This window comes from Bacillus thuringiensis (genome assembly GCF_022095615.2).
Lineage (GTDB): Bacteria > Bacillota > Bacilli > Bacillales > Bacillaceae_G > Bacillus_A > Bacillus_A cereus_AG.
Genome location: NZ_CP155559.1, coordinates 4,536,483 through 4,553,446, shown reverse-complemented (window position 1 = coordinate 4,553,446; position 16,964 = coordinate 4,536,483). Strand labels below are relative to the sequence as shown.

The following is a 16,964-nucleotide window of genomic DNA, read 5'->3' as shown; positions in this document are numbered from 1 at the left end:
ATATGTATAAGAATAAATGATACATTCTTCATAAAATCTTAAGAAATCTCCTCAATTTTTGTTAAGAAACGATAGTTATACTTAGACACAAGTTAAAAACTATTGAACGAATGGGGAGAGGTTTACATGCAACTCATAACATTCTTACATGAATTTATTAAACATCCGAAACATACTGGCGCTATTGCGCCAAGTTCAAAAATATTAGCAAAGAAAATGGTAGATGTAATTGATTTTCATAGAGCGAAATGCATTGTAGAGTTAGGGCCTGGTACAGGAGTTTTTACGAAAGAAATTATGAAGAGAAAGAAGAAGGAGACAATATTTCTTCTTATTGAAATTAATGAAGTGTTTTGCAAAGAGTTAACAAGAAAGTTTAAAGATGAACAGAACGTCATTGTTGTACACGGTTCAGCTGAAAATATAAAGAAGTATATGGAAGAATTTCATATAGAATGCGTGGATTACGTTTTATCGGGATTACCTTTTACTTCTTTACCAGAAGAAGTTTCAAAGTGCATTTTAAACAATGTAATGGAAGCGATACATGAGAAAGGTGAATTTATTACATTTCAATATTCACTTGTGAAAAAAGGATTTATACAGCATTTCTTCCCTGAAATTACACTAGAAAAAGTGTGGCTTAATTTCCCACCAGCTTATGTCTTTAGTTGTAAAAAAGAACTAAGGAGAGCGTATGCATAATGGAATTACATGAATTATTATCGTACATTCAGCAATACGGTTATTGGGCATTATTCTTTTGTTTATGGCTCGGAATCGTCGGTATGCCGATTCCTGATGAAATGATTGTTATGAGTGGTGGGTTTGTATCATCGATGGGTATATTAAGTGTGATTCCAGCTTTTTTATTAACATATTTAGGTGTTGTATCAGGTCTTTCTTTAGGGTATATACTAGGGAAAATATTTGGCATAAAAGTAATTGAAAAATTGAGGAAAAAGAAAAAGGCGAAGTACCTTTTAAAATCACAAGAGATAGTAGGGAAATATGGTCATTATGCATTAGTAATAAGTTATTTTATCCCCGTTGTGAGACATATCGTACCGTATTTAGTAGGAATGAATAACATGTCATTTAAAACGTATGCGATTTATTCTTATGTGACAGGATTTGTTTGGACGTTAGTTTACTTTGTACTAGGATCTATATTTGGAAAGCACATAGAAATGATAGTAACCCTTGTGACCGAGTATGGTATATATTTTGGTGGCATCGTTATCATAGTTTCTAGTATTTCTTATGTGTATATGCATAAGAAGAATGCAGTAGTGAGTGAAGTAAAGCAACATTCATAGTTTGGTAAATGATGCTGGAGGAGATTTTGTGAGTAAAGAAACGATACTTATCGTGGACGATGAGAAGGAAATTAGAAAACTTATCGCCATCTATTTGAAGAATGAAGGGTACGAAGTATTACAAGCTGGAGATGGTGAAGAGGGGTTAGAAATAGTAAGGAAAAGAGACGTGCATCTAATTGTACTTGATATTATGATGCCGAAAATAGATGGTATCCATATGTGTATGAAAGTAAGAGAAATAGCTGAAATGCCCATTATTATGCTATCAGCGAAAACGCAAGATATGGATAAGATTTTAGGATTAACAACTGGGGCGGACGATTATGTGGCAAAGCCATTTAATCCACTTGAACTCATCGCTCGTATTAAATCACAACTTCGGAGATATATGAAAATGAGTGGGGCAAGTGTACAGGATGAAAATGTATTTGAAATTGGGGATATGAAAATCAATATAGTAACACGGCAGGTCATTATTGCAAATGAAGAGGTGAAATTGACACCGAGAGAGTTTGAGGTGTTAGAATTGCTTGCACGAAATCAAGGAATGGTATTAAATGCAGAGCAAATTTATGAAAGAGTATGGAAAGAGCAAGCTTTCCAATCCGATAATACTGTGATGGTACATATTCGGAAAATACGTGAAAAGATAGAGGCAATTCCAAGAAAGCCTCGTTACATTAAAACGGTATGGGGAGTTGGCTACAAGATTGAGAAAGATATTTAAACCGATAGTATGGATGAATCAAGTTTTTAAAAAAATGATAGGTAAAACAGTGAGTTATTTGCAAAGGAGCATACGGGTACAGCTAATTACTACATTTACTTTCTGTACATTACTTGGTGTATTAGTAGGCTGGTCTTCAACTTCCTTTTTCGAGGATGCGAATAAAATGTCTATCATTGATTATGCATCAGGTATGGAAGCCATTGATGGACAGACACAAAGGCTTGTTGAAAGTATGACAGAAGAAGGCAAGGAAATTAATATACAAGAACTGCTTGATCAGTTAAATCATCAAAATCAATTGAAGGTTTTAATAATAGATGAGAATGGGAAAGTCGTTTATAAAACAAAGGGAGCACCGGAAGAACAGATTAATCTTCATGAGACGATGCGTAATGTGATGGACTTTAAAATGGATCAAGTACGATATGTAGAGGCGCAGAATTTAATTCAAGACGGAACTGAACAAACGCGTAAGGAGTTTACAACCTTTTATCCGGTTACTGTTAATACGAAAAATATGTATATCATTGCAAGTGGTATACCACAAGGAAATGTGAAGTATATAGTGAAGGATAATAGCCCATTTCCATCTTTACTAGGTTTCATTACTTTTCTACTTTCATTTTTTTATGTAACGAAAAGGAAGATGAATCAGATTGAAGCGATGGCAGAAGGAGTAAGGGAGTTTTCGAAAGGGAACTTACAATACAAAATCAAACAGGCGGGTCAAGATGAAATAGGTTTATTGACTTCAAATATTAATCAAATGGCAGAAAAGCTTTTGGCTAATATAGAAAAAGAAAAACAAATAGAGAAACAAAAAAGTGAATTGATTACAAATGTATCACATGATTTAAGAACACCACTTACTTCAATTATGGGATATTTACGTTTACTAGGTGATGCGAAATATGAAAATAAAGAACAGCATGATGAGTATATAAAAATTGCCTTTTCAAAATCAGAACAGTTGAAGATGTTAATAGAAGATTTGTTTGAGTATACAAAACTAACAGATGAAAATAAGGCATTAGATTTACAAGAAGTGTGCATGAATGAACTACTTGATCAATTAATAGAAGAGTTAGTACCACAAGCGGAGGAACATAATCTTTCTTTTGTGAAAAATTTTGAGGGAAACCGTATATATGCTGTTGTAGATTCGGAAAAAATGGTACGTGTGTTTGAAAATCTCTTAATAAATGCAATCAAATATAGTATAGAAAAGAGAGAAATTAAAGTTTCCATTCAAAGGGAAGAACGTCATATTAAAGTCTCAATAACAAATCATAGTGAAGAATTTACAAAAAAAGAGTTAGAGAACTTATTTGAGCGTTTTTATAAAAAAGATCAATCTAGAAGTAGAGCTGTAGAAGGTTCAGGCTTGGGTCTTGCAATTGCAAAAAGTATTGTTGAATTGCACAAAGGAGAAATTCGAGCGGAATATGAAAATGGGGTTATTCAATTTATTATCTTATTGCCAATTGAATTAGAAGAGCATTAGGAATTTTGGTTACATTTTAATAGATAAGAATAAGTGATAGCGCGCGATTGATTTAGAACAGGTCCTTTAAGTGGAAGTTAATTAATGTATTTGAGAAGAGGGGAATAGAAAGTTTCATGAAAAAAATAAGTGCGTTTATCGTATTGATTATAGTTGGAATGACATTACTTATGGTAAAAGGTGGACCGATTGTAGATCAACTCAATCCGTTTATTAAAGAAGATATTTATTATGCCGTTGTTGATAATGATGGGAAATATGGGGCTGAAAACAAAGGTTTTGCTAGATGGGAATATAAATTCAAAGGATATAATGAATCCGGTCAAGAGCAAAAGATTACGATGACTTCTTCAAAACATTTAAGGATAGGGGCATATTTAAAAGTCAGATCTAAAGGAAGTTATGGTATGGAATGGGAAGAAGTGCAAGTAGATGAAATACCTACTAAAGTCAAAGAGCAAGTAATAATAACACATAATTAGTTATAGAAATTATAAGTTACATTCAATGAACAAAGTAACGAGCAAGTTTCAGATATAGTGGCAGTATATGATAAGTTTAAAATTTTTTATAAAGAAGATAAAGTTTAGCTGAACTTTATCTAAGCTGCATTTATTCTGTATACAATCACTAGCACTCTTTAGTATGTAGATAAAAAATGATAAAGAGTAGCGGGATAATTATGTAGTTTTCTAAGAAGAAAATAGTATTATTTCTTTCAATTGTTCTTCTGAATGTATTGATGATGTATGAATAATAGGCATGTACAGAATATTATTCACAATATAGAAGACGTTTATAAGGTATATAAAGAGAATCAATTATTGAAAGAAACAATCGAACATCAAGAATCGTTAAAGAGTAACGTACATAAGTTAAGTAAGGAGAAAGAACCCCTTACTTAACTTATCAACAAAAGAGAGAAGTAAAGGAATAAGGAAAATACAATTTAATTCAAGCTACAGTAGTAATGCATGTAGCAGAAGATTGGTATGGGGGAATCACTCTTGATAGAGGGGCACAACATGCTTTGTATTTGTAATGCATTATTTCAGTGTGAGAATAATGGTTATTCGAAAGTAGCGTGGATGTCATCTTAGTGTGAGAGTAGATGAAACGCGCTTCTAATCTTTGAAACTTTATATATTGTTTTTTGGACTTAGTCCATTCATCCATTACAAAAATGTAAGGAAAATGTAAGAGGAATCAATATTTCGATTTGTAAATAAAAGATAAAATGATTATTAGTGGCTATAAAAATAGTATGGAGGTAATATGAAAATTTCAATATTTGATGTGAACATTGTACAAAAAGTACATCGTAAAAGAATGAACGTATTACACCATAGTGTAGAAAAGTGTAGGTGTAAAGTATGTTATTCAAACTTTCTATTTCCAGCATGAAAAAAATGAGTAAGGATTATATTGTTTTATTAATAGGTCTTGTAATTTCTATTTCTATATTTTATATGTTTCAAACACTTGCATTAAATAAAGAATTTACAATGAATAACAGTATCATTGGTTCAATTGTATTTGTATTTCAAATAGGCTCTGGTTTGGTGGCGCTTATTACATTCTTTTATATTTTTTATGCAAACTCTTTTCTCCTTTCACTTCGGCGGAAAGAACTTGGCATGTATCTTGTATTAGGGGCAAAAAAGAGTAAAATTAGTCAACTTATATTTTTTGAGACGTTCATTATGGGAATGATTTCACTAGTGCTAGGTAGCGTATGCGGGGCTATTCTTTCTAATCTCGTTAGCAAATTTTTAACAAAGCAATTAGAAATATCAGCGGAGGGTTACCAAGCATTTTATGGTCCTGCATTCAAAATAACATTTATATTCTTTAGTGTGTTGTTTCTGATTACATCCGTTGTGAATATGATTCGTATAGCACTTAAAACAGAATTAGATTTAATTCGTATAGAACAGCAAACGGAGCGTATACGATTAAAAGGCCCTGTGGCAACACTGTTAACCGTATGTAGTTTGTTAGGACTAGCTGTAGGGTATTATTTCGTAATCTTTGTAGGAATAAAGGGTGCTGGCGCCATTTTGCTTCCATTATTTACGATTACAATGGGTACATATCTTATATTTATTTCGCTTTTGCCTGTGTTTGTTAAGAGACTAAAGAAAATGCGCTATTTAAATGAGAAAAAATTAAATGCATTTACATTTGCACAACTGCAGTTCCGTGTAAGTAGTTTGGCGAGAATATTAGGTACGGTAACAATGTTAATTGGACTAGGTGTAGGAGCGATGGCTGGTGGTATGTCTTTACAGAAAAATGTAATTCTTACAGCAGAAAGAATGCCAGGATATGATATTACACTTCATGATCCAGATGTAACGGATTATAAAGCTATGGAAAAAATGAAAATTGTAGATAAAAAGCAGTATCAATATAAAGTTGATAATCAAGCCGTTTACTATTCAAAGGAGGAATTATTAGACAATCCACCACTTTTGTTTGGAAAGAAAGAAACAACTCGTATCACTGAACAACTTCCATCTTCGAGCTATACGATGTTTGAAGGGAAAGAAGTTGATCCATCAAGTTTTAAGTTACCGATGAAGTGGAGTAAGATTATGGATAGTGACTTTAAATCTAATATTACTGTATACAATCGTAAACCTGTATATATCGTAGATAAAAACCGGTATGAATCAATTCAAGGGAATGAGCATACGTTTTTTATCGCTAAAGTCGATAATATTTTACGGTATAAAACAGAGTTAAAAGAGATGGATAATCGTCAAATTGAAAAAGTAGCTGCTTCTATTAATAAGCCGAAAGAAAATATATCTTTAATGACAAACTATGGTGACTATGAATCTATGCTCGTCTTTTCGAAAGGGACTTCATTTATGGGGTTTTTCTTAGGACTCGCATTTTTAGCTATGATGGCGAGTTGTTTAATGTTTAAGATTCTTTCTGGGGCTACGAAGGATATTGGACGGTATGAAATGCTTCGGAAAATTGGAGTACGTAAAGAATTACTTATAAAGTCTATTTATAAAGAATTAGGTATTGTATTCCTTTTCCCAGCAATATTGGGGCTCATACATGTTTTGGTAGGAATGAACATATTTACATTTGTTAAATTCTTTGTGAATCCATATGTGAATATTGTCCTTCCGATTTGTATATTTCTAATCATTTATGGAATCTATTATTTGATTACTGTTCAATTATATAAGAGGATTGTCCTTCCAAAGGAAAGATAGAATAGATAACGGGGAAGGCTTGAAAAACTAGAGTGATGTTTCATTTTAGTATAAATAAGTAATGGATTTTAAAAGTAATTAGAGGATGGTAAAGATAGTAACGAAGCAATTGCAATCTATAAAAAACAGTGCTAATCGTGAAAAATTAGTAGGAAAAGAAGTTCTTGCAAAAGAGAGCTTTAATGGATATACAAAAGAAAATAACAAAGAGAAATTAGATTTCTATAAACGAGTAAAAATAGAATATGAAAAAGTCCCAAGAGATTAGCTTTGGGGCTTTTTCATATTCTTAAAGAAATGTTAAGAATATCCGCTGCTATTTATTAAGAAATGCTATCTATACTTAGAAATGGGTTAAGAAACGCTCGGAAAATATGTAAGGAAAATAAAAATAGGAAAAAGAAATGTAGGAGGATATAAATGACAGCATCAGTTGTAGAAGTAAAGAATGTACAGAAGGTATACGGTAAAAAAGGTGAGAGCCAATCGCATGCACTAAAGAATGTATCGTTCTCGATTCAAGAGGGTGAATTCGTTGGGATTATGGGACCATCTGGTTCAGGAAAAACAACATTATTGAATGTAATTTCTACATTAGATAAAACGACAGATGGAATTGTTGAAATTGCTGGAACGGATATTACGAAAATGAAGCAAGGAGAATTATCTGATTTTCGCTCAGAGAAACTAGGGTTTATCTTTCAAGATTTTAACTTACTTGAAAATTTATCAATCTATGAAAACATTGCATTACCGCTTTCCCTGCAAGGTGTTCATTCGAAAAGAATTGGATTAAAGGTGAAAAAGGTAGCAGAGATGTTAGGGATTTCAGAGATTCTTCAAAAATATCCGTCCGAAGTATCTGGTGGACAAAAACAACGTTCGGCAGCGGCTCGTGCACTTGTACATGAGCCAGCAATTATTTTAGGAGATGAGCCAACAGGGGCACTTGATTCTAAAAATGCGAAAAGTTTATTAGAGGCGATGACCAACTTAAATGAAGAACAGGATGTTTCAATTATGATGGTTACACATGATCCGTTAAGCGCAAGTTATTGCCGACGTATTTTATTCATCCAAGATGGAGAATTGTATAAAGAAATCCATCGCAGAGGTACTCGTGACGAGTTTTATAAAGAAATTTTAGATGTGCTTGCAGATTTAGGCACACAAAAAGGATAAGAAAGAAGGTTCAACATGTTATTCAAACTTTCCATGTCAGGACTAAAAAGTAAACGAAAAGACTATATGGTCTTATTCGTTGGGCTTATTATGTCTATTTCAATTTTTTATATGTTTCAAACGTTAGCGTTAAATAAAACATTTATCGAAGGGAATTCTATGGATGGGATTTTTTCGGTCTTCCAAACGGGCTCATTTTTATTAGGGTCTATTACATTGTTTTATATTTTATACGCCAATTCATTTTTATTATCACTTCGGCAAAAAGAATTTGGTATGTATATGGTATTAGGGGCAAAAAAGCATAAAATTACATTGCTCATGTTTATTGAAACCATCGTATTAGGAATAGTATCTCTTATAGTAGGTGTGATAGTCGGTATAATCTTGGCGCAAGGTGTTGGCCATTTGCTAATGAAGGAACTAGAATTTACTGGTGGTGGTTATCATGCATTTTATGTACCATCAATCATTGTTACTTTCATCTTTTTCATCGCATTATTTATGTTGTCCGCAATTATGAATGGTATGAAACTAGCGCGTAATTCGTTATTACAACTCGTTCACTCCAATGGTCACAAAGAGCGTACGCCTACTAAAGGAAAACTAACGAATATAGTAGCACTTTTATCAATTATTTTATTAGCAGTTGGTTATGCTTCGATGATTTATATGAAAGAGTTAAAGGAATCAGGGTTTATCATTGCTACAATTACAGTAACATTAGGAACTTACATGCTATTTGCATCATTCCTTCCCATTATTATTAACAAACTAAAAGCGAATAAAAATCGTAGTGAAAAAGGAATCAATGCGTTTACGTTTGCACAGTTAAGTTTTTCTATTAATAGTTTAACGAAAGTATTAGCGACAGTTGCTATGTTAGTGGCTCTCGGTGCGGGGGCAATCTCCAGTGGTATGGCGTTAAAAAATAATGTCACAAATATGGTGGAGAATGCAGCATACTATGATGTCGAAATTAAAAATCCCACAGCAGAAGAAAAGAAAATATTAGATAGTATTACATTTAAAGAAAAGAATGAATATCGATACAAAGTAGATGAGCAGTTTATTTATCAATTGAAAGAAGATTTAGAAAGAAACCGTCCGCTAACACCTACTGGAAAAGCCGAGAATAGTAGCCGATTCGTTCCTGTTTCGGGGGAGCTAATTGTCGGAGCCGTTTTAAGCCATAGGCAAGAAAGAAATGTGGATAATACCAATGTAATTCCAGAAGAGTGGGGAAATGCTTTAAGGTCTCTTCAAAAGACATATATGAATGCTAGTCAAAAGATAAAAATTGTAGATCAAAAGATGTATGACGGGATACAAGGTAAAGAAGAAATTATAATACTGGGGAAAACGGACAATTTTATAACGTATAAAGAAGAATGGAAAAAAATTGATGAATTAGAGCTAGCTAAATATAAAGATATGAAGGACGTACATCTTTTGAGTAAATATATGCTATACGAAGGATATTACAGTACTTACAGTGGAACAGTATTTATGGGGTTTTTCTTAGGTATAGCTTTCTTAGCGATGCTGGCAAGCTGTTTAATGTTTAAAATTCTTTCTGGAGCTTCAAAAGATATTATTCGCTATCAAATGCTTCGTAAAATTGGTGTGCGTTATGAGCTATTAACGAAATCAATTTATAAAGAGTTACTTTTAGTTTTCTTGTTCCCAGCGATCGTAGGTATAATGCATGTATTAGTCGGAATGAACATGTTCTCGTTCTTAATAGATAATCCATATTTCCGTATTTGGCTGCCGATTATTATTTTCTTATTCATTTACGTGGTTTATTATTTCATTACAGTTCAACTGTATAAAAAAATTGTTCTTCCGAAAGAAATGTAGCACGTAGTGAGTAAGGGGGACGATGAATAGAAACAAATTTTTGGGAATATCATATGGAATTTATAGCGATGAAGAAGTTATAAATTCAAAGAAGCAGCTATTCTACGTAATAGCTGCTTCTTTCGTTATTTATAATCAGGAAGCAACTTGTACTGTAGATAAGGAGAAACAAAATCCTCTATTTTTTCAGTATATAAAAGATAAAGAGGGAAAGGTATTATAACTTCTGTAGTAATCGTTCGCCGCTTTTCATGTCACCTTTACACAATGGGCATTGCGGCTTATCTTCTAAAGAAAAATTTTTACGCATCCATCCAAGGCAGTCGTCTGCTTCGCATTCCCACACAGCAATTGCTTCGGGTTCTTCTACAGGTTTATCATTTTTTCTCCAATACATGTGATCGCTCCTTTAAATTGAAAAGTTTTTTAGAACAAATAAAAAAGGTTGTTAACGTTTTTTGTTAACAACCTTTTATTTATTCATCATACTATATTTTTTTGAAAAATGCGAAGTTTAGTAATTATTTAAGTTATATCGAAATAGTTATTATACAAAAGTAGGATTATAAATCATCGTTGAATGCCAATAAGTATACTATTCCCCAAAAAAAATTAAGAAAACTGAATTAAAATAGATTTAATATGAGTAATTGCTGAGTATATCCAGTAGTAGTTGAAATTTAGCGCATTTTATTTGCGCTAAAAGTATTAGCAATAGTTATCTCTTATGAAATTGTAGTTTCGTTATTAATGAGTAATAGAAGAAATAAAGAGCGGAAAAAAGTTTGAACAAGGAATAGAGTACACAAATATTATTGAAGGTTATCCAGTCAGTATGAAGTCTTTCATAGAGCTAAATCGGGAGGTTTTAAGAGTTTTATTACCAGATAAAAGAGGTATTCTTCCGAATGTATTAGAGTGTGATGGATATTATAAGACTCAATTAGATGATATTGAAGAAAGTTGATAAAAAAGAGCTTGAAACAATTCAAGCTCTTTTTTATCACTATTTATGTCCTAAAATACGCTCAACCTCATGCACACTTAATTTACTTGCTTTAGCAATCGTTTCAAGTGGCATACCAAGTTCATACATATCTTTAATCATTTGTGTCTTTACTTGTTGAATCCCTTCTTTTCGACCTTTTTCAATGCCCTGTTCAATCCCTTTTTTAATGCCTTGTTCCATTCCTCTTTTTATTCCTTCTTTCTCTGCGTGGGCAAATTTTGCAGCCTCATCCATTAAAACTTTTTCCCGTGCTTCATAGGCTTGTCGGAAAGAAGAATCTTGACTCATACGTTCCCAATTATTTATCGCTTTTTGTAAAATAGGATCTTGGTTCATAGCAATATCCTCCAATGTTTTAGTTAAGTGCTCATCCTCATTTGCTGAAAGTAATAAAAGCCAACGAGCAAACGGGTCTTTCCACGGATTGACTTTTTCTTCATGCCATTGTTCGGTTAACTTTGGAATTTCTACAATGTGGATTTCTATGTCGTCACTTAGGAGTTTTTGTTGTTGTGTATTCCATAATGTTCCCGTTGTATGAAATTCTTTGTGATCTGAAAACATTATGAAGTTCAATAAATTAATGGTGATGGTTTTATGAAGTGCGCTGTATGGCATGCCCTTTTGTAATTGAGATGTGTATAATTTTCCCCAATAATATAAACTGCGTTTCATCATATCGTGATTATTATTGAGCTGTATTTCTACATTTACTTTTGTACCTGTGTTTAATGTCGCTGAAATGTCTAAAATAGATAACTTATCTTCTTCATATGCCCTGTGTAAATGTGGATCTTCAAGTTGTAGAGAAGCAATGGGTGACTCTAAAGACTCTTGTAACATAGCGTTTAAAAATGCAATTAGAATATCTTCACTACCATTCGTACCAAACAATTGTTTAAATGCAAAATCAATGCGTAAATTAACTAACTGTTGGTTGAACACAGCTTTTCCTCTCCCTTGTATCAGGTTGCTACTTTCCTTCATTGTACCTAAAAAGAAATAGGGCATGCAAACAGGTCATTCTTCTATTTTGTTAGTAGTATTATTAGAAAGTGAAAGGCAAGTATGTCTATGTTATACTCTAGTGAAATTAAAACATGATTATATTGAGGAAAAGGTGATGTATATGCCAAAAGATATTTTAAATATATTAGATAAAAAACAATGTAACTATGAATTTCCTGCCTTTGATAATGAATATATGGATATTTCACAAGTGAAATTCTCTCTTTTCTTTAAAGATACTAAGGATTGGCTAATGGTGTTTCAAATTGTTGGTGTAGGTTCATTAGGTGTATTTAATGATATTCAAGTATATGGCGATAGAATTACTCATTCAATGGGTGATGATGGTATTTTGCAATTAAATGATGGAGATTATGAACTATTTGATGATGAAGGTAATTTTATACCAGATATTTATACTGGCAGTTTAAAAATACGTGAGCATCATTTTGAATATGAATTTACAGAAGAAGAGTATGGAGATAATGGAATAGAAGTACAAACGACAGAGCATTATCCAACATACTTTATGCGTATGCTTGCTACTAATGAAGAAGTTAGAACATTATTATGGTGGAGTAAAGAAGAGATTTTGGAAGAGTTCGGTTTAGAAGGTAATTGGGAAGTAGCATATGAAACGGAAGAATGGAAACATGTTGAAGACGAAAAAGTAAGTGAAAATGAATTCTTCCAATCAGTAGCCGCTGCAATAGAGAAGAAAGATCCAAGTGTTATTGTGAAGAAGGATTCTAATACGCATTGGAGAAATTGGGTAGAGTTTGATTGTGACTGAAAAGGATAGGAGAAAGAATAATAAATGAAAAGAAGAAGAAAATCCGGAGAAAAGATACAAATGAACCGCTTTACACTTCCTCTATGCTACGGAAGTGAAGCACCATATTATTATTACGAGGTAGCGTCTCATGAAAGAGAGGAACGCTTCCATTTAACATCAGATCTTTGCGTAATGGACGATGAACATTACTTTATTAGAGGATGTTTAGAGATTCCTATCATTGATTATCACGAAAATTTCATATGGACTGTGTGGGTATCACTTAGCAAAGAAAGTTATGATAAAGTGCTAGAAAAGTGGGATGAGAGAGGACGAGAAAATAGTGATCCTTATTTCGGCTGGTTATCTGTAGAAATACCAGTTTATCTGGAAACACTAAATTTGAAGACAAATGTACATATAAGAGAAGTAGGAATGGCACCGTATGTTGAATTGGAACCAACCGAACACCCTTTAGCGATAGAACAAAGAAATGGAATTACTTTGGAGAGAGTTAAAGAAATACAAGAAATGATTCAACAACATAACTAGATTAGAAGAGAAAAAACGAGTGATATCACTCGTTTTTTTCTTATACAACCGCAGGATTATAAATCATCGTAAAGTGCCCTTGCAATAATTCAATATGACAAGGTGTATGAAGCGAGCTTTCTCCATCTGTATCTACTTCTTTTTCTTCTTCGGTTTCAATATGAATGGATTTCGCTTTTACGTGGAAAATATCATTTTCATTTGAGTCTTCAAATAGTTTCTTTCCGATATAATCTTTAAACGCTTGAATGCCTGTTGATTTGACTACGAAAATATCAAGTGTTCCGTCATCGCACTTTACGTTTGGGATAAAGGACGGGATACCGCCAAGATATTCACCATTTCCAACCATAACAAGGACAGCTTCGTCTTCATATACTTGTCCGTCGTACGTAATTTTTACTGGGAATGTTTCAGCGTTTTTGACAGTTCGAATAGTACTTAAGTAATAACCGATTTTTCCAAGCTTTGCTTTTTCTTCTGCATCAATATTGTTTGATACTTCAGAGACAAGTCCAATGCCCCAGAAGTTTAAGAAATGCTGTCCGTTTGCTTTTGCGACGTCAACTGGTTTTACGTGTTCCTTTGTGATAAGTTTTGCTGCTTCTGCAATATTTTGCGGAACACCAAGTGTGCGAGAGAAGTCGTTGCAAGTTCCCCCTGGAATGATTGCAAGTGTAGGTCTAGTTTCAAGAGGTGCTAAGCCGTTTGTGCATTCAAATACTGTTCCATCACCACCAAAGACGATAATTAAATCTACTTTACTAGCAAACTCTTGGCAATATTTTGTTGCATCACCTTGCTTTTTCGTATGAAGGATATGTAAGTCAGGAAAAGCTGCCGCAAGAGGTGGTACGATTTTCGTTAAGTTCGTATGTAAATCGCCTTGCCCTGCTTGTGGATTTACGATGAGGAGTACTTTTTCAAATTTTGTCTTTGTCATTTTTTTCTCTCCCTTTGTCTTTTACGAATCGTGATAGAAAATAAACTTCCACCAGTAATTGATGAAAGTTTATTCTATTATATTATTCCGTTACAACTGAAGCGATAAATGGTAAGTTACGATATTTTTCTGCGCAGTCGATACCGTAGCCAACGATAAATTCGTCTGGAATTTGGAAGCCAACGTATTCAGCTTTTAAGTCCACTTTACGACGCTCTGGTTTATCAAGTAACGTACAGAATTTGAGTGCCTTCGGTTTATGCATAAAGAAGTGATCTTTTAGGAAGTGAAGTGTTAAACCAGAATCGATAATGTCTTCTACAACAATTACGTTTTTTCCAGTAATGTTTACATCGATATCTTTTAATAGTTTTACTTTCCCAGTTGTTTCTGTTTGATTGCCGTAGCTAGATGCAGAAATAAAGTCGATTGTTACATCGTTTTTAATGTGACGAATTAAATCAGCAGCGAATACGAAAGATCCTTTTAATACAGCGATTACTACGATTTCTTCTCCTTCAAAGTCACGTTCGATTTGAAGTGCTAGTTCTTTTACTTTTTCTTGTAATTGTTCTTCAGAAATTAAAGTGTCTTTTATTTCAATATTCATTGGAGTCCTCCTACAGTGTAAAACTTGTGAACATTTCGACTGTAAAGGATAGGAAGGAAAAAGTCAAAGAAGATATAAGTTTTTTTACAGAAATCCCCACAAAATCATCTGATGATATGATATACTAATCATATTAAGAAAACGCTTCCATAAAGGGTGATGATAATGAAGAAGAAACAGTACACAAGTGCAACATTTATAAAAGCATTACTTTTAACAATTGTTCTTGGTAGTTTGGCTTACATAATTGATGTACCAGCGATTCGGATTTCACTAATTGGAATGACTTTAGTATTAGGCGCAATTTCCCATGGTATGATGTCGCAGCTGCAAGAAGCAGGAGTGAATCATATGAAAGATCATATAGATGAGAAATAAGAAACCTTCACGTATATTGAGTGAAGGTTTTTTCGTTTCTTACAAAAATGTAAGGTAGCTGTAAGGCAAATCGATAGTTGCATAAAAGTATTTTGGATACACTATGGGTGTAAGGTAAAAGGCAAGCATATTTTAGGTAAATTAAGTTTTAGGCACTCTATATGTGAAAAAGGAGTAGGAGGGCATGGAGAAACGTTGGACAACCTTTTCTTTTTTAGCAACTAGCAACACCGTAATGCTAGCTGGCGAAATGGATTTTTTGCACTTGTTTGATCGAGAAGATGATCATTCTTCTTCTAAATTTACAATGAGATGGAATAAATGGAGCGAAAGTTGTAGGTTTGAAGAAGAGACCCCTAACGAAGGGCAAAAGATTATTTTGACAAACCCTATTAAAGCATGGGTTGTTCAACGTCGTAAGTGTAACGTCAAAAATCACTTAAAGAAAACTGAGCCGAGACAATTAGTTATCGCTCCGGCCCGTTCTACTTCTAAATCACGCGAAAGTAACATGTAAATATTGAGACACACACCCGAAAAAACATCGTATATATTGCGATGTTTTTTTATTTTTTTACAATGAAATCTTTAAATGAAATATATTTCATCTGCATCTTATATTTATATCTCTTGTTTATTCTAGTGATACATCCGATGCGAAGTGATGTAAAACGTATAAAAGGAGAGATATAAAATGAAAAAGAAACTATTACCAATCTGTGCAATGGCACTTTTAACAGTAGGATATTCTTCAGTAGCAAGCGCGGATACTGGAACAGTAACAAAGGAAGAATCAGCGCAACTGCAACAAGATAAAGCGAAAAAAGAAGCAGCGATTAAGGAACAGCAAAAAAGTGAAGAAGAGAAAAAGCAAGCGGCGCAAGTACAAGAAAAAAGTGATATGGCTAAAAAAGAAGCAGCGATAAAAGAGCAACAAAAGAATGAAGTAAGGAAAAAAGAAGAAGCACAAGTACAAACAAAAAATGATGCGGCAAAAAAAGAAGTAGCGAAGCCAGTTGTACAAGGTGAAAAATTACCAAATACAGCATCAAATAATGTAGCAATGATGGGATTAAGCGCATGTCTTGTAGCAATAGGTACATTATTTGGTTTGAATCGTCGTAATAAAATTAAGGCGTAAATAAAATATTGTCCTATAAAGAGTGGGATAATTTCATATATTAAAAATGGTAGGTTATTCCTACCATTTTTGTCATGGAGGGATGAAATGTGAAATTACTTAATTATATCGGAATCATATTGATGGCCGTCGGGCTATTCATGGGATCATATTACGCTATGGAATGGTATAAAGGAAAAAGCTCTGCTCAACAATTAACGAAAGAAGAAATAAAGAGCCTTACCAATATACAACATAATCAACTTTCACATGAGACCCCCGTAACTTCTCAAGTGCCTTCTTCTCAAACAGAGCATAAAGAAGGAGAAAAGATAGCAATGTTAAATATACCGAAAATAAAAAAGAAGTTTTCTATATATTGGGGAGCAAATGATGCAACGCTGAAAAAGGGAGTTGGTATGTTCGTTAGTGATTTAACGACAACGCCATCTGGAGGGGGGCATACTGTACTAAGTGGGCACCGGGATACTGTATTTACAGATTTAGGAGAGTTAAATGAAAAAGACACTCTTGTTTTAGAGTATGATAATAAAACTTACACATATGAAATTCAAAAGATATGGATTACCCATGCGGATGATCGGACTGTTATTATAAAAAAAGAAGAACCAATATTAACACTGACGACTTGCTATCCATTTGATTATATAGGGGATGCACCGGATAGATATATTATCGAGGCGGAGTTAACTGCTAGTTATTCAAAATGAA

The 16,964-nt window shown here is 33.3% G+C and carries 20 protein-coding genes and 2 pseudogenes; 18 read left to right on the top strand and 4 right to left on the bottom strand.

Annotation, left to right across the window (positions count from 1 at the left end):
* The first annotated feature begins 126 nt into the window (after positions 1-126).
* The 11 genes and pseudogenes from KZZ19_RS23650 (at position 127) to KZZ19_RS23600 (ending at position 10,060) form a co-directional block, all read left to right on the top strand.
* The gene (locus KZZ19_RS23650) at positions 127-705 is read left to right on the top strand and encodes a class I SAM-dependent methyltransferase (protein WP_237981496.1); all 579 of its coding nucleotides are present in this window, start codon (positions 127-129) and stop codon (positions 703-705) included.
* Entirely contained in the window at positions 705-1,319 is a 615-nt protein-coding gene (locus KZZ19_RS23645; protein WP_237981497.1) for a DedA family protein, read from the top strand. Before KZZ19_RS23650 ends, KZZ19_RS23645 begins: the two co-directional genes overlap by 1 nt.
* A 28-nt stretch (positions 1,320-1,347) precedes the next feature.
* On the top strand, positions 1,348-2,049 hold the full coding sequence (locus KZZ19_RS23640; RefSeq protein ID WP_237981498.1) for a response regulator transcription factor: 702 nt from the start codon (positions 1,348-1,350) through the stop codon (positions 2,047-2,049).
* Complete coding sequence (locus KZZ19_RS23635) at positions 2,033-3,556, top strand: sensor histidine kinase (protein WP_237981499.1); 1,524 nt, start codon at positions 2,033-2,035, stop codon at positions 3,554-3,556. The genes KZZ19_RS23640 and KZZ19_RS23635 overlap by 17 nt, the downstream gene beginning before the upstream one ends.
* 116 nt (positions 3,557-3,672) lie before the next feature.
* Positions 3,673-4,038 carry a YxeA family protein gene (locus tag KZZ19_RS23630; protein ID WP_237981500.1) on the top strand — a complete coding sequence of 122 codons (366 nt, stop codon included), beginning with the start codon at positions 3,673-3,675 and terminating at the stop codon, positions 4,036-4,038.
* 260 nt (positions 4,039-4,298) lie between these two features.
* A pseudogene (locus KZZ19_RS23625) lies at positions 4,299-4,589 on the top strand (rod shape-determining protein MreC); the annotation flags it as partial.
* 340 nt (positions 4,590-4,929) lie between these two features.
* On the top strand, positions 4,930-6,792 hold the full coding sequence (locus tag KZZ19_RS23620) for an ABC transporter permease (RefSeq protein WP_237981501.1): 1,863 nt from the start codon (positions 4,930-4,932) through the stop codon (positions 6,790-6,792).
* Between the two features lie 85 nt (positions 6,793-6,877).
* The gene (locus KZZ19_RS23615; protein ID WP_237981502.1) at positions 6,878-7,060 is read left to right on the top strand and encodes a hypothetical protein; all 183 of its coding nucleotides are present in this window, start codon (positions 6,878-6,880) and stop codon (positions 7,058-7,060) included.
* A 152-nt stretch (positions 7,061-7,212) separates the two neighbouring features.
* Positions 7,213-7,974: an ABC transporter ATP-binding protein gene (locus tag KZZ19_RS23610; protein WP_237981503.1), complete on the top strand. Its 762-nt coding sequence runs from the start codon at positions 7,213-7,215 to the stop codon at positions 7,972-7,974.
* 15 nt (positions 7,975-7,989) lie between these two features.
* Entirely contained in the window at positions 7,990-9,837 is a 1,848-nt protein-coding gene (locus KZZ19_RS23605; protein WP_237981504.1) for an FtsX-like permease family protein, read from the top strand.
* A 22-nt stretch (positions 9,838-9,859) separates the two neighbouring features.
* The gene (locus tag KZZ19_RS23600; protein WP_088098139.1) at positions 9,860-10,060 is read left to right on the top strand and encodes a hypothetical protein; all 201 of its coding nucleotides are present in this window, start codon (positions 9,860-9,862) and stop codon (positions 10,058-10,060) included.
* Here KZZ19_RS23600 and KZZ19_RS23595 read toward each other — a convergent pair.
* On the bottom strand, positions 10,055-10,234 hold the full coding sequence (locus tag KZZ19_RS23595) for a cold-inducible protein YdjO-related protein (protein WP_002015777.1): 180 nt from the start codon (positions 10,232-10,234) through the stop codon (positions 10,055-10,057). The two genes, KZZ19_RS23600 and KZZ19_RS23595, sit on opposite strands and share 6 nt — an antisense overlap.
* A 357-nt stretch (positions 10,235-10,591) precedes the next feature.
* Between KZZ19_RS23595 and KZZ19_RS23590 the strand changes: the two are divergent.
* A pseudogene (locus tag KZZ19_RS23590) lies at positions 10,592-10,804 on the top strand (DUF4262 domain-containing protein); the annotation flags it as partial.
* A 39-nt stretch (positions 10,805-10,843) separates the two neighbouring features.
* On the opposite strand, the gene KZZ19_RS23585 reads toward KZZ19_RS23590, so the two are convergent.
* Complete coding sequence (locus tag KZZ19_RS23585) at positions 10,844-11,791, bottom strand: Rpn family recombination-promoting nuclease/putative transposase (protein ID WP_237981505.1); 948 nt, start codon at positions 11,789-11,791, stop codon at positions 10,844-10,846.
* Positions 11,792-11,975: 184 nt separating this feature from the next.
* On the opposite strand from KZZ19_RS23585, the gene KZZ19_RS23580 reads away from it, so the two are divergent.
* Together KZZ19_RS23580 and KZZ19_RS23575 are read left to right on the top strand one after the other, a co-directional pair.
* A complete protein-coding gene (locus tag KZZ19_RS23580) occupies positions 11,976-12,647 on the top strand; it encodes a DUF7003 family protein (RefSeq protein WP_237981561.1) in 672 nt (223 codons plus the stop codon).
* A gap of 24 nt (positions 12,648-12,671) precedes the next feature.
* A complete protein-coding gene (locus tag KZZ19_RS23575; protein WP_237981506.1) occupies positions 12,672-13,181 on the top strand; it encodes a DUF2199 domain-containing protein in 510 nt (169 codons plus the stop codon).
* A gap of 40 nt (positions 13,182-13,221) precedes the next feature.
* On the opposite strand, the gene KZZ19_RS23570 is transcribed toward KZZ19_RS23575, so the two are convergent.
* Positions 13,222-14,124, bottom strand: a complete 903-nt coding sequence (locus KZZ19_RS23570; RefSeq protein ID WP_237981507.1) for a diacylglycerol/lipid kinase family protein — start codon at positions 14,122-14,124, stop codon at positions 13,222-13,224.
* A gap of 82 nt (positions 14,125-14,206) precedes the next feature.
* A complete protein-coding gene (hpt, locus tag KZZ19_RS23565) occupies positions 14,207-14,734 on the bottom strand; it encodes a hypoxanthine phosphoribosyltransferase (RefSeq protein WP_001019304.1) in 528 nt (175 codons plus the stop codon).
* Positions 14,735-14,896: 162 nt separating this feature from the next.
* Between hpt and KZZ19_RS23560 the strand changes: the two genes are divergently transcribed.
* From KZZ19_RS23560 to KZZ19_RS23545, 4 genes are all read left to right on the top strand, one after another.
* Positions 14,897-15,112: a hypothetical protein gene (locus KZZ19_RS23560; protein ID WP_098341979.1), complete on the top strand. Its 216-nt coding sequence runs from the start codon at positions 14,897-14,899 to the stop codon at positions 15,110-15,112.
* A 184-nt stretch (positions 15,113-15,296) separates the two neighbouring features.
* Complete coding sequence (locus tag KZZ19_RS23555; RefSeq protein ID WP_237981508.1) at positions 15,297-15,629, top strand: hypothetical protein; 333 nt, start codon at positions 15,297-15,299, stop codon at positions 15,627-15,629.
* 177 nt (positions 15,630-15,806) lie between these two features.
* On the top strand, positions 15,807-16,253 hold the full coding sequence (locus tag KZZ19_RS23550; protein WP_237981509.1) for an LPXTG cell wall anchor domain-containing protein: 447 nt from the start codon (positions 15,807-15,809) through the stop codon (positions 16,251-16,253).
* An 89-nt stretch (positions 16,254-16,342) separates the two neighbouring features.
* Positions 16,343-16,963 (top strand): class D sortase, encoded by a 621-nt coding sequence (locus tag KZZ19_RS23545; RefSeq protein WP_237981510.1) that lies wholly within the window; start codon positions 16,343-16,345, stop codon positions 16,961-16,963.
* The last annotated feature ends 1 nt before the right edge of the window (position 16,964 follow it).

Coding starts and splice junctions, on each gene's coding strand:
- KZZ19_RS23650 (WP_237981496.1), top strand. CDS start 127: ATGCAACTCATAACATTCTTACATGAATTTATTAAACATCCGAAACAT.
- KZZ19_RS23645 (WP_237981497.1), top strand. CDS start 705: ATGGAATTACATGAATTATTATCGTACATTCAGCAATACGGTTATTGG.
- KZZ19_RS23630 (WP_237981500.1), top strand. CDS start 3,673: ATGAAAAAAATAAGTGCGTTTATCGTATTGATTATAGTTGGAATGACA.
- KZZ19_RS23620 (WP_237981501.1), top strand. CDS start 4,930: ATGTTATTCAAACTTTCTATTTCCAGCATGAAAAAAATGAGTAAGGAT.
- KZZ19_RS23615 (WP_237981502.1), top strand. CDS start 6,878: ATGGTAAAGATAGTAACGAAGCAATTGCAATCTATAAAAAACAGTGCT.
- KZZ19_RS23610 (WP_237981503.1), top strand. CDS start 7,213: ATGACAGCATCAGTTGTAGAAGTAAAGAATGTACAGAAGGTATACGGT.
- KZZ19_RS23605 (WP_237981504.1), top strand. CDS start 7,990: ATGTTATTCAAACTTTCCATGTCAGGACTAAAAAGTAAACGAAAAGAC.
- KZZ19_RS23600 (WP_088098139.1), top strand. CDS start 9,860: ATGAATAGAAACAAATTTTTGGGAATATCATATGGAATTTATAGCGAT.
- KZZ19_RS23595 (WP_002015777.1), bottom strand. CDS start 10,234: ATGTATTGGAGAAAAAATGATAAACCTGTAGAAGAACCCGAAGCAATT.
- KZZ19_RS23580 (WP_237981561.1), top strand. CDS start 11,976: ATGCCAAAAGATATTTTAAATATATTAGATAAAAAACAATGTAACTAT.
- KZZ19_RS23575 (WP_237981506.1), top strand. CDS start 12,672: ATGAAAAGAAGAAGAAAATCCGGAGAAAAGATACAAATGAACCGCTTT.
- KZZ19_RS23570 (WP_237981507.1), bottom strand. CDS start 14,124: ATGACAAAGACAAAATTTGAAAAAGTACTCCTCATCGTAAATCCACAA.
- hpt (WP_001019304.1), bottom strand. CDS start 14,734: ATGAATATTGAAATAAAAGACACTTTAATTTCTGAAGAACAATTACAA.
- KZZ19_RS23555 (WP_237981508.1), top strand. CDS start 15,297: ATGGAGAAACGTTGGACAACCTTTTCTTTTTTAGCAACTAGCAACACC.
- KZZ19_RS23550 (WP_237981509.1), top strand. CDS start 15,807: ATGAAAAAGAAACTATTACCAATCTGTGCAATGGCACTTTTAACAGTA.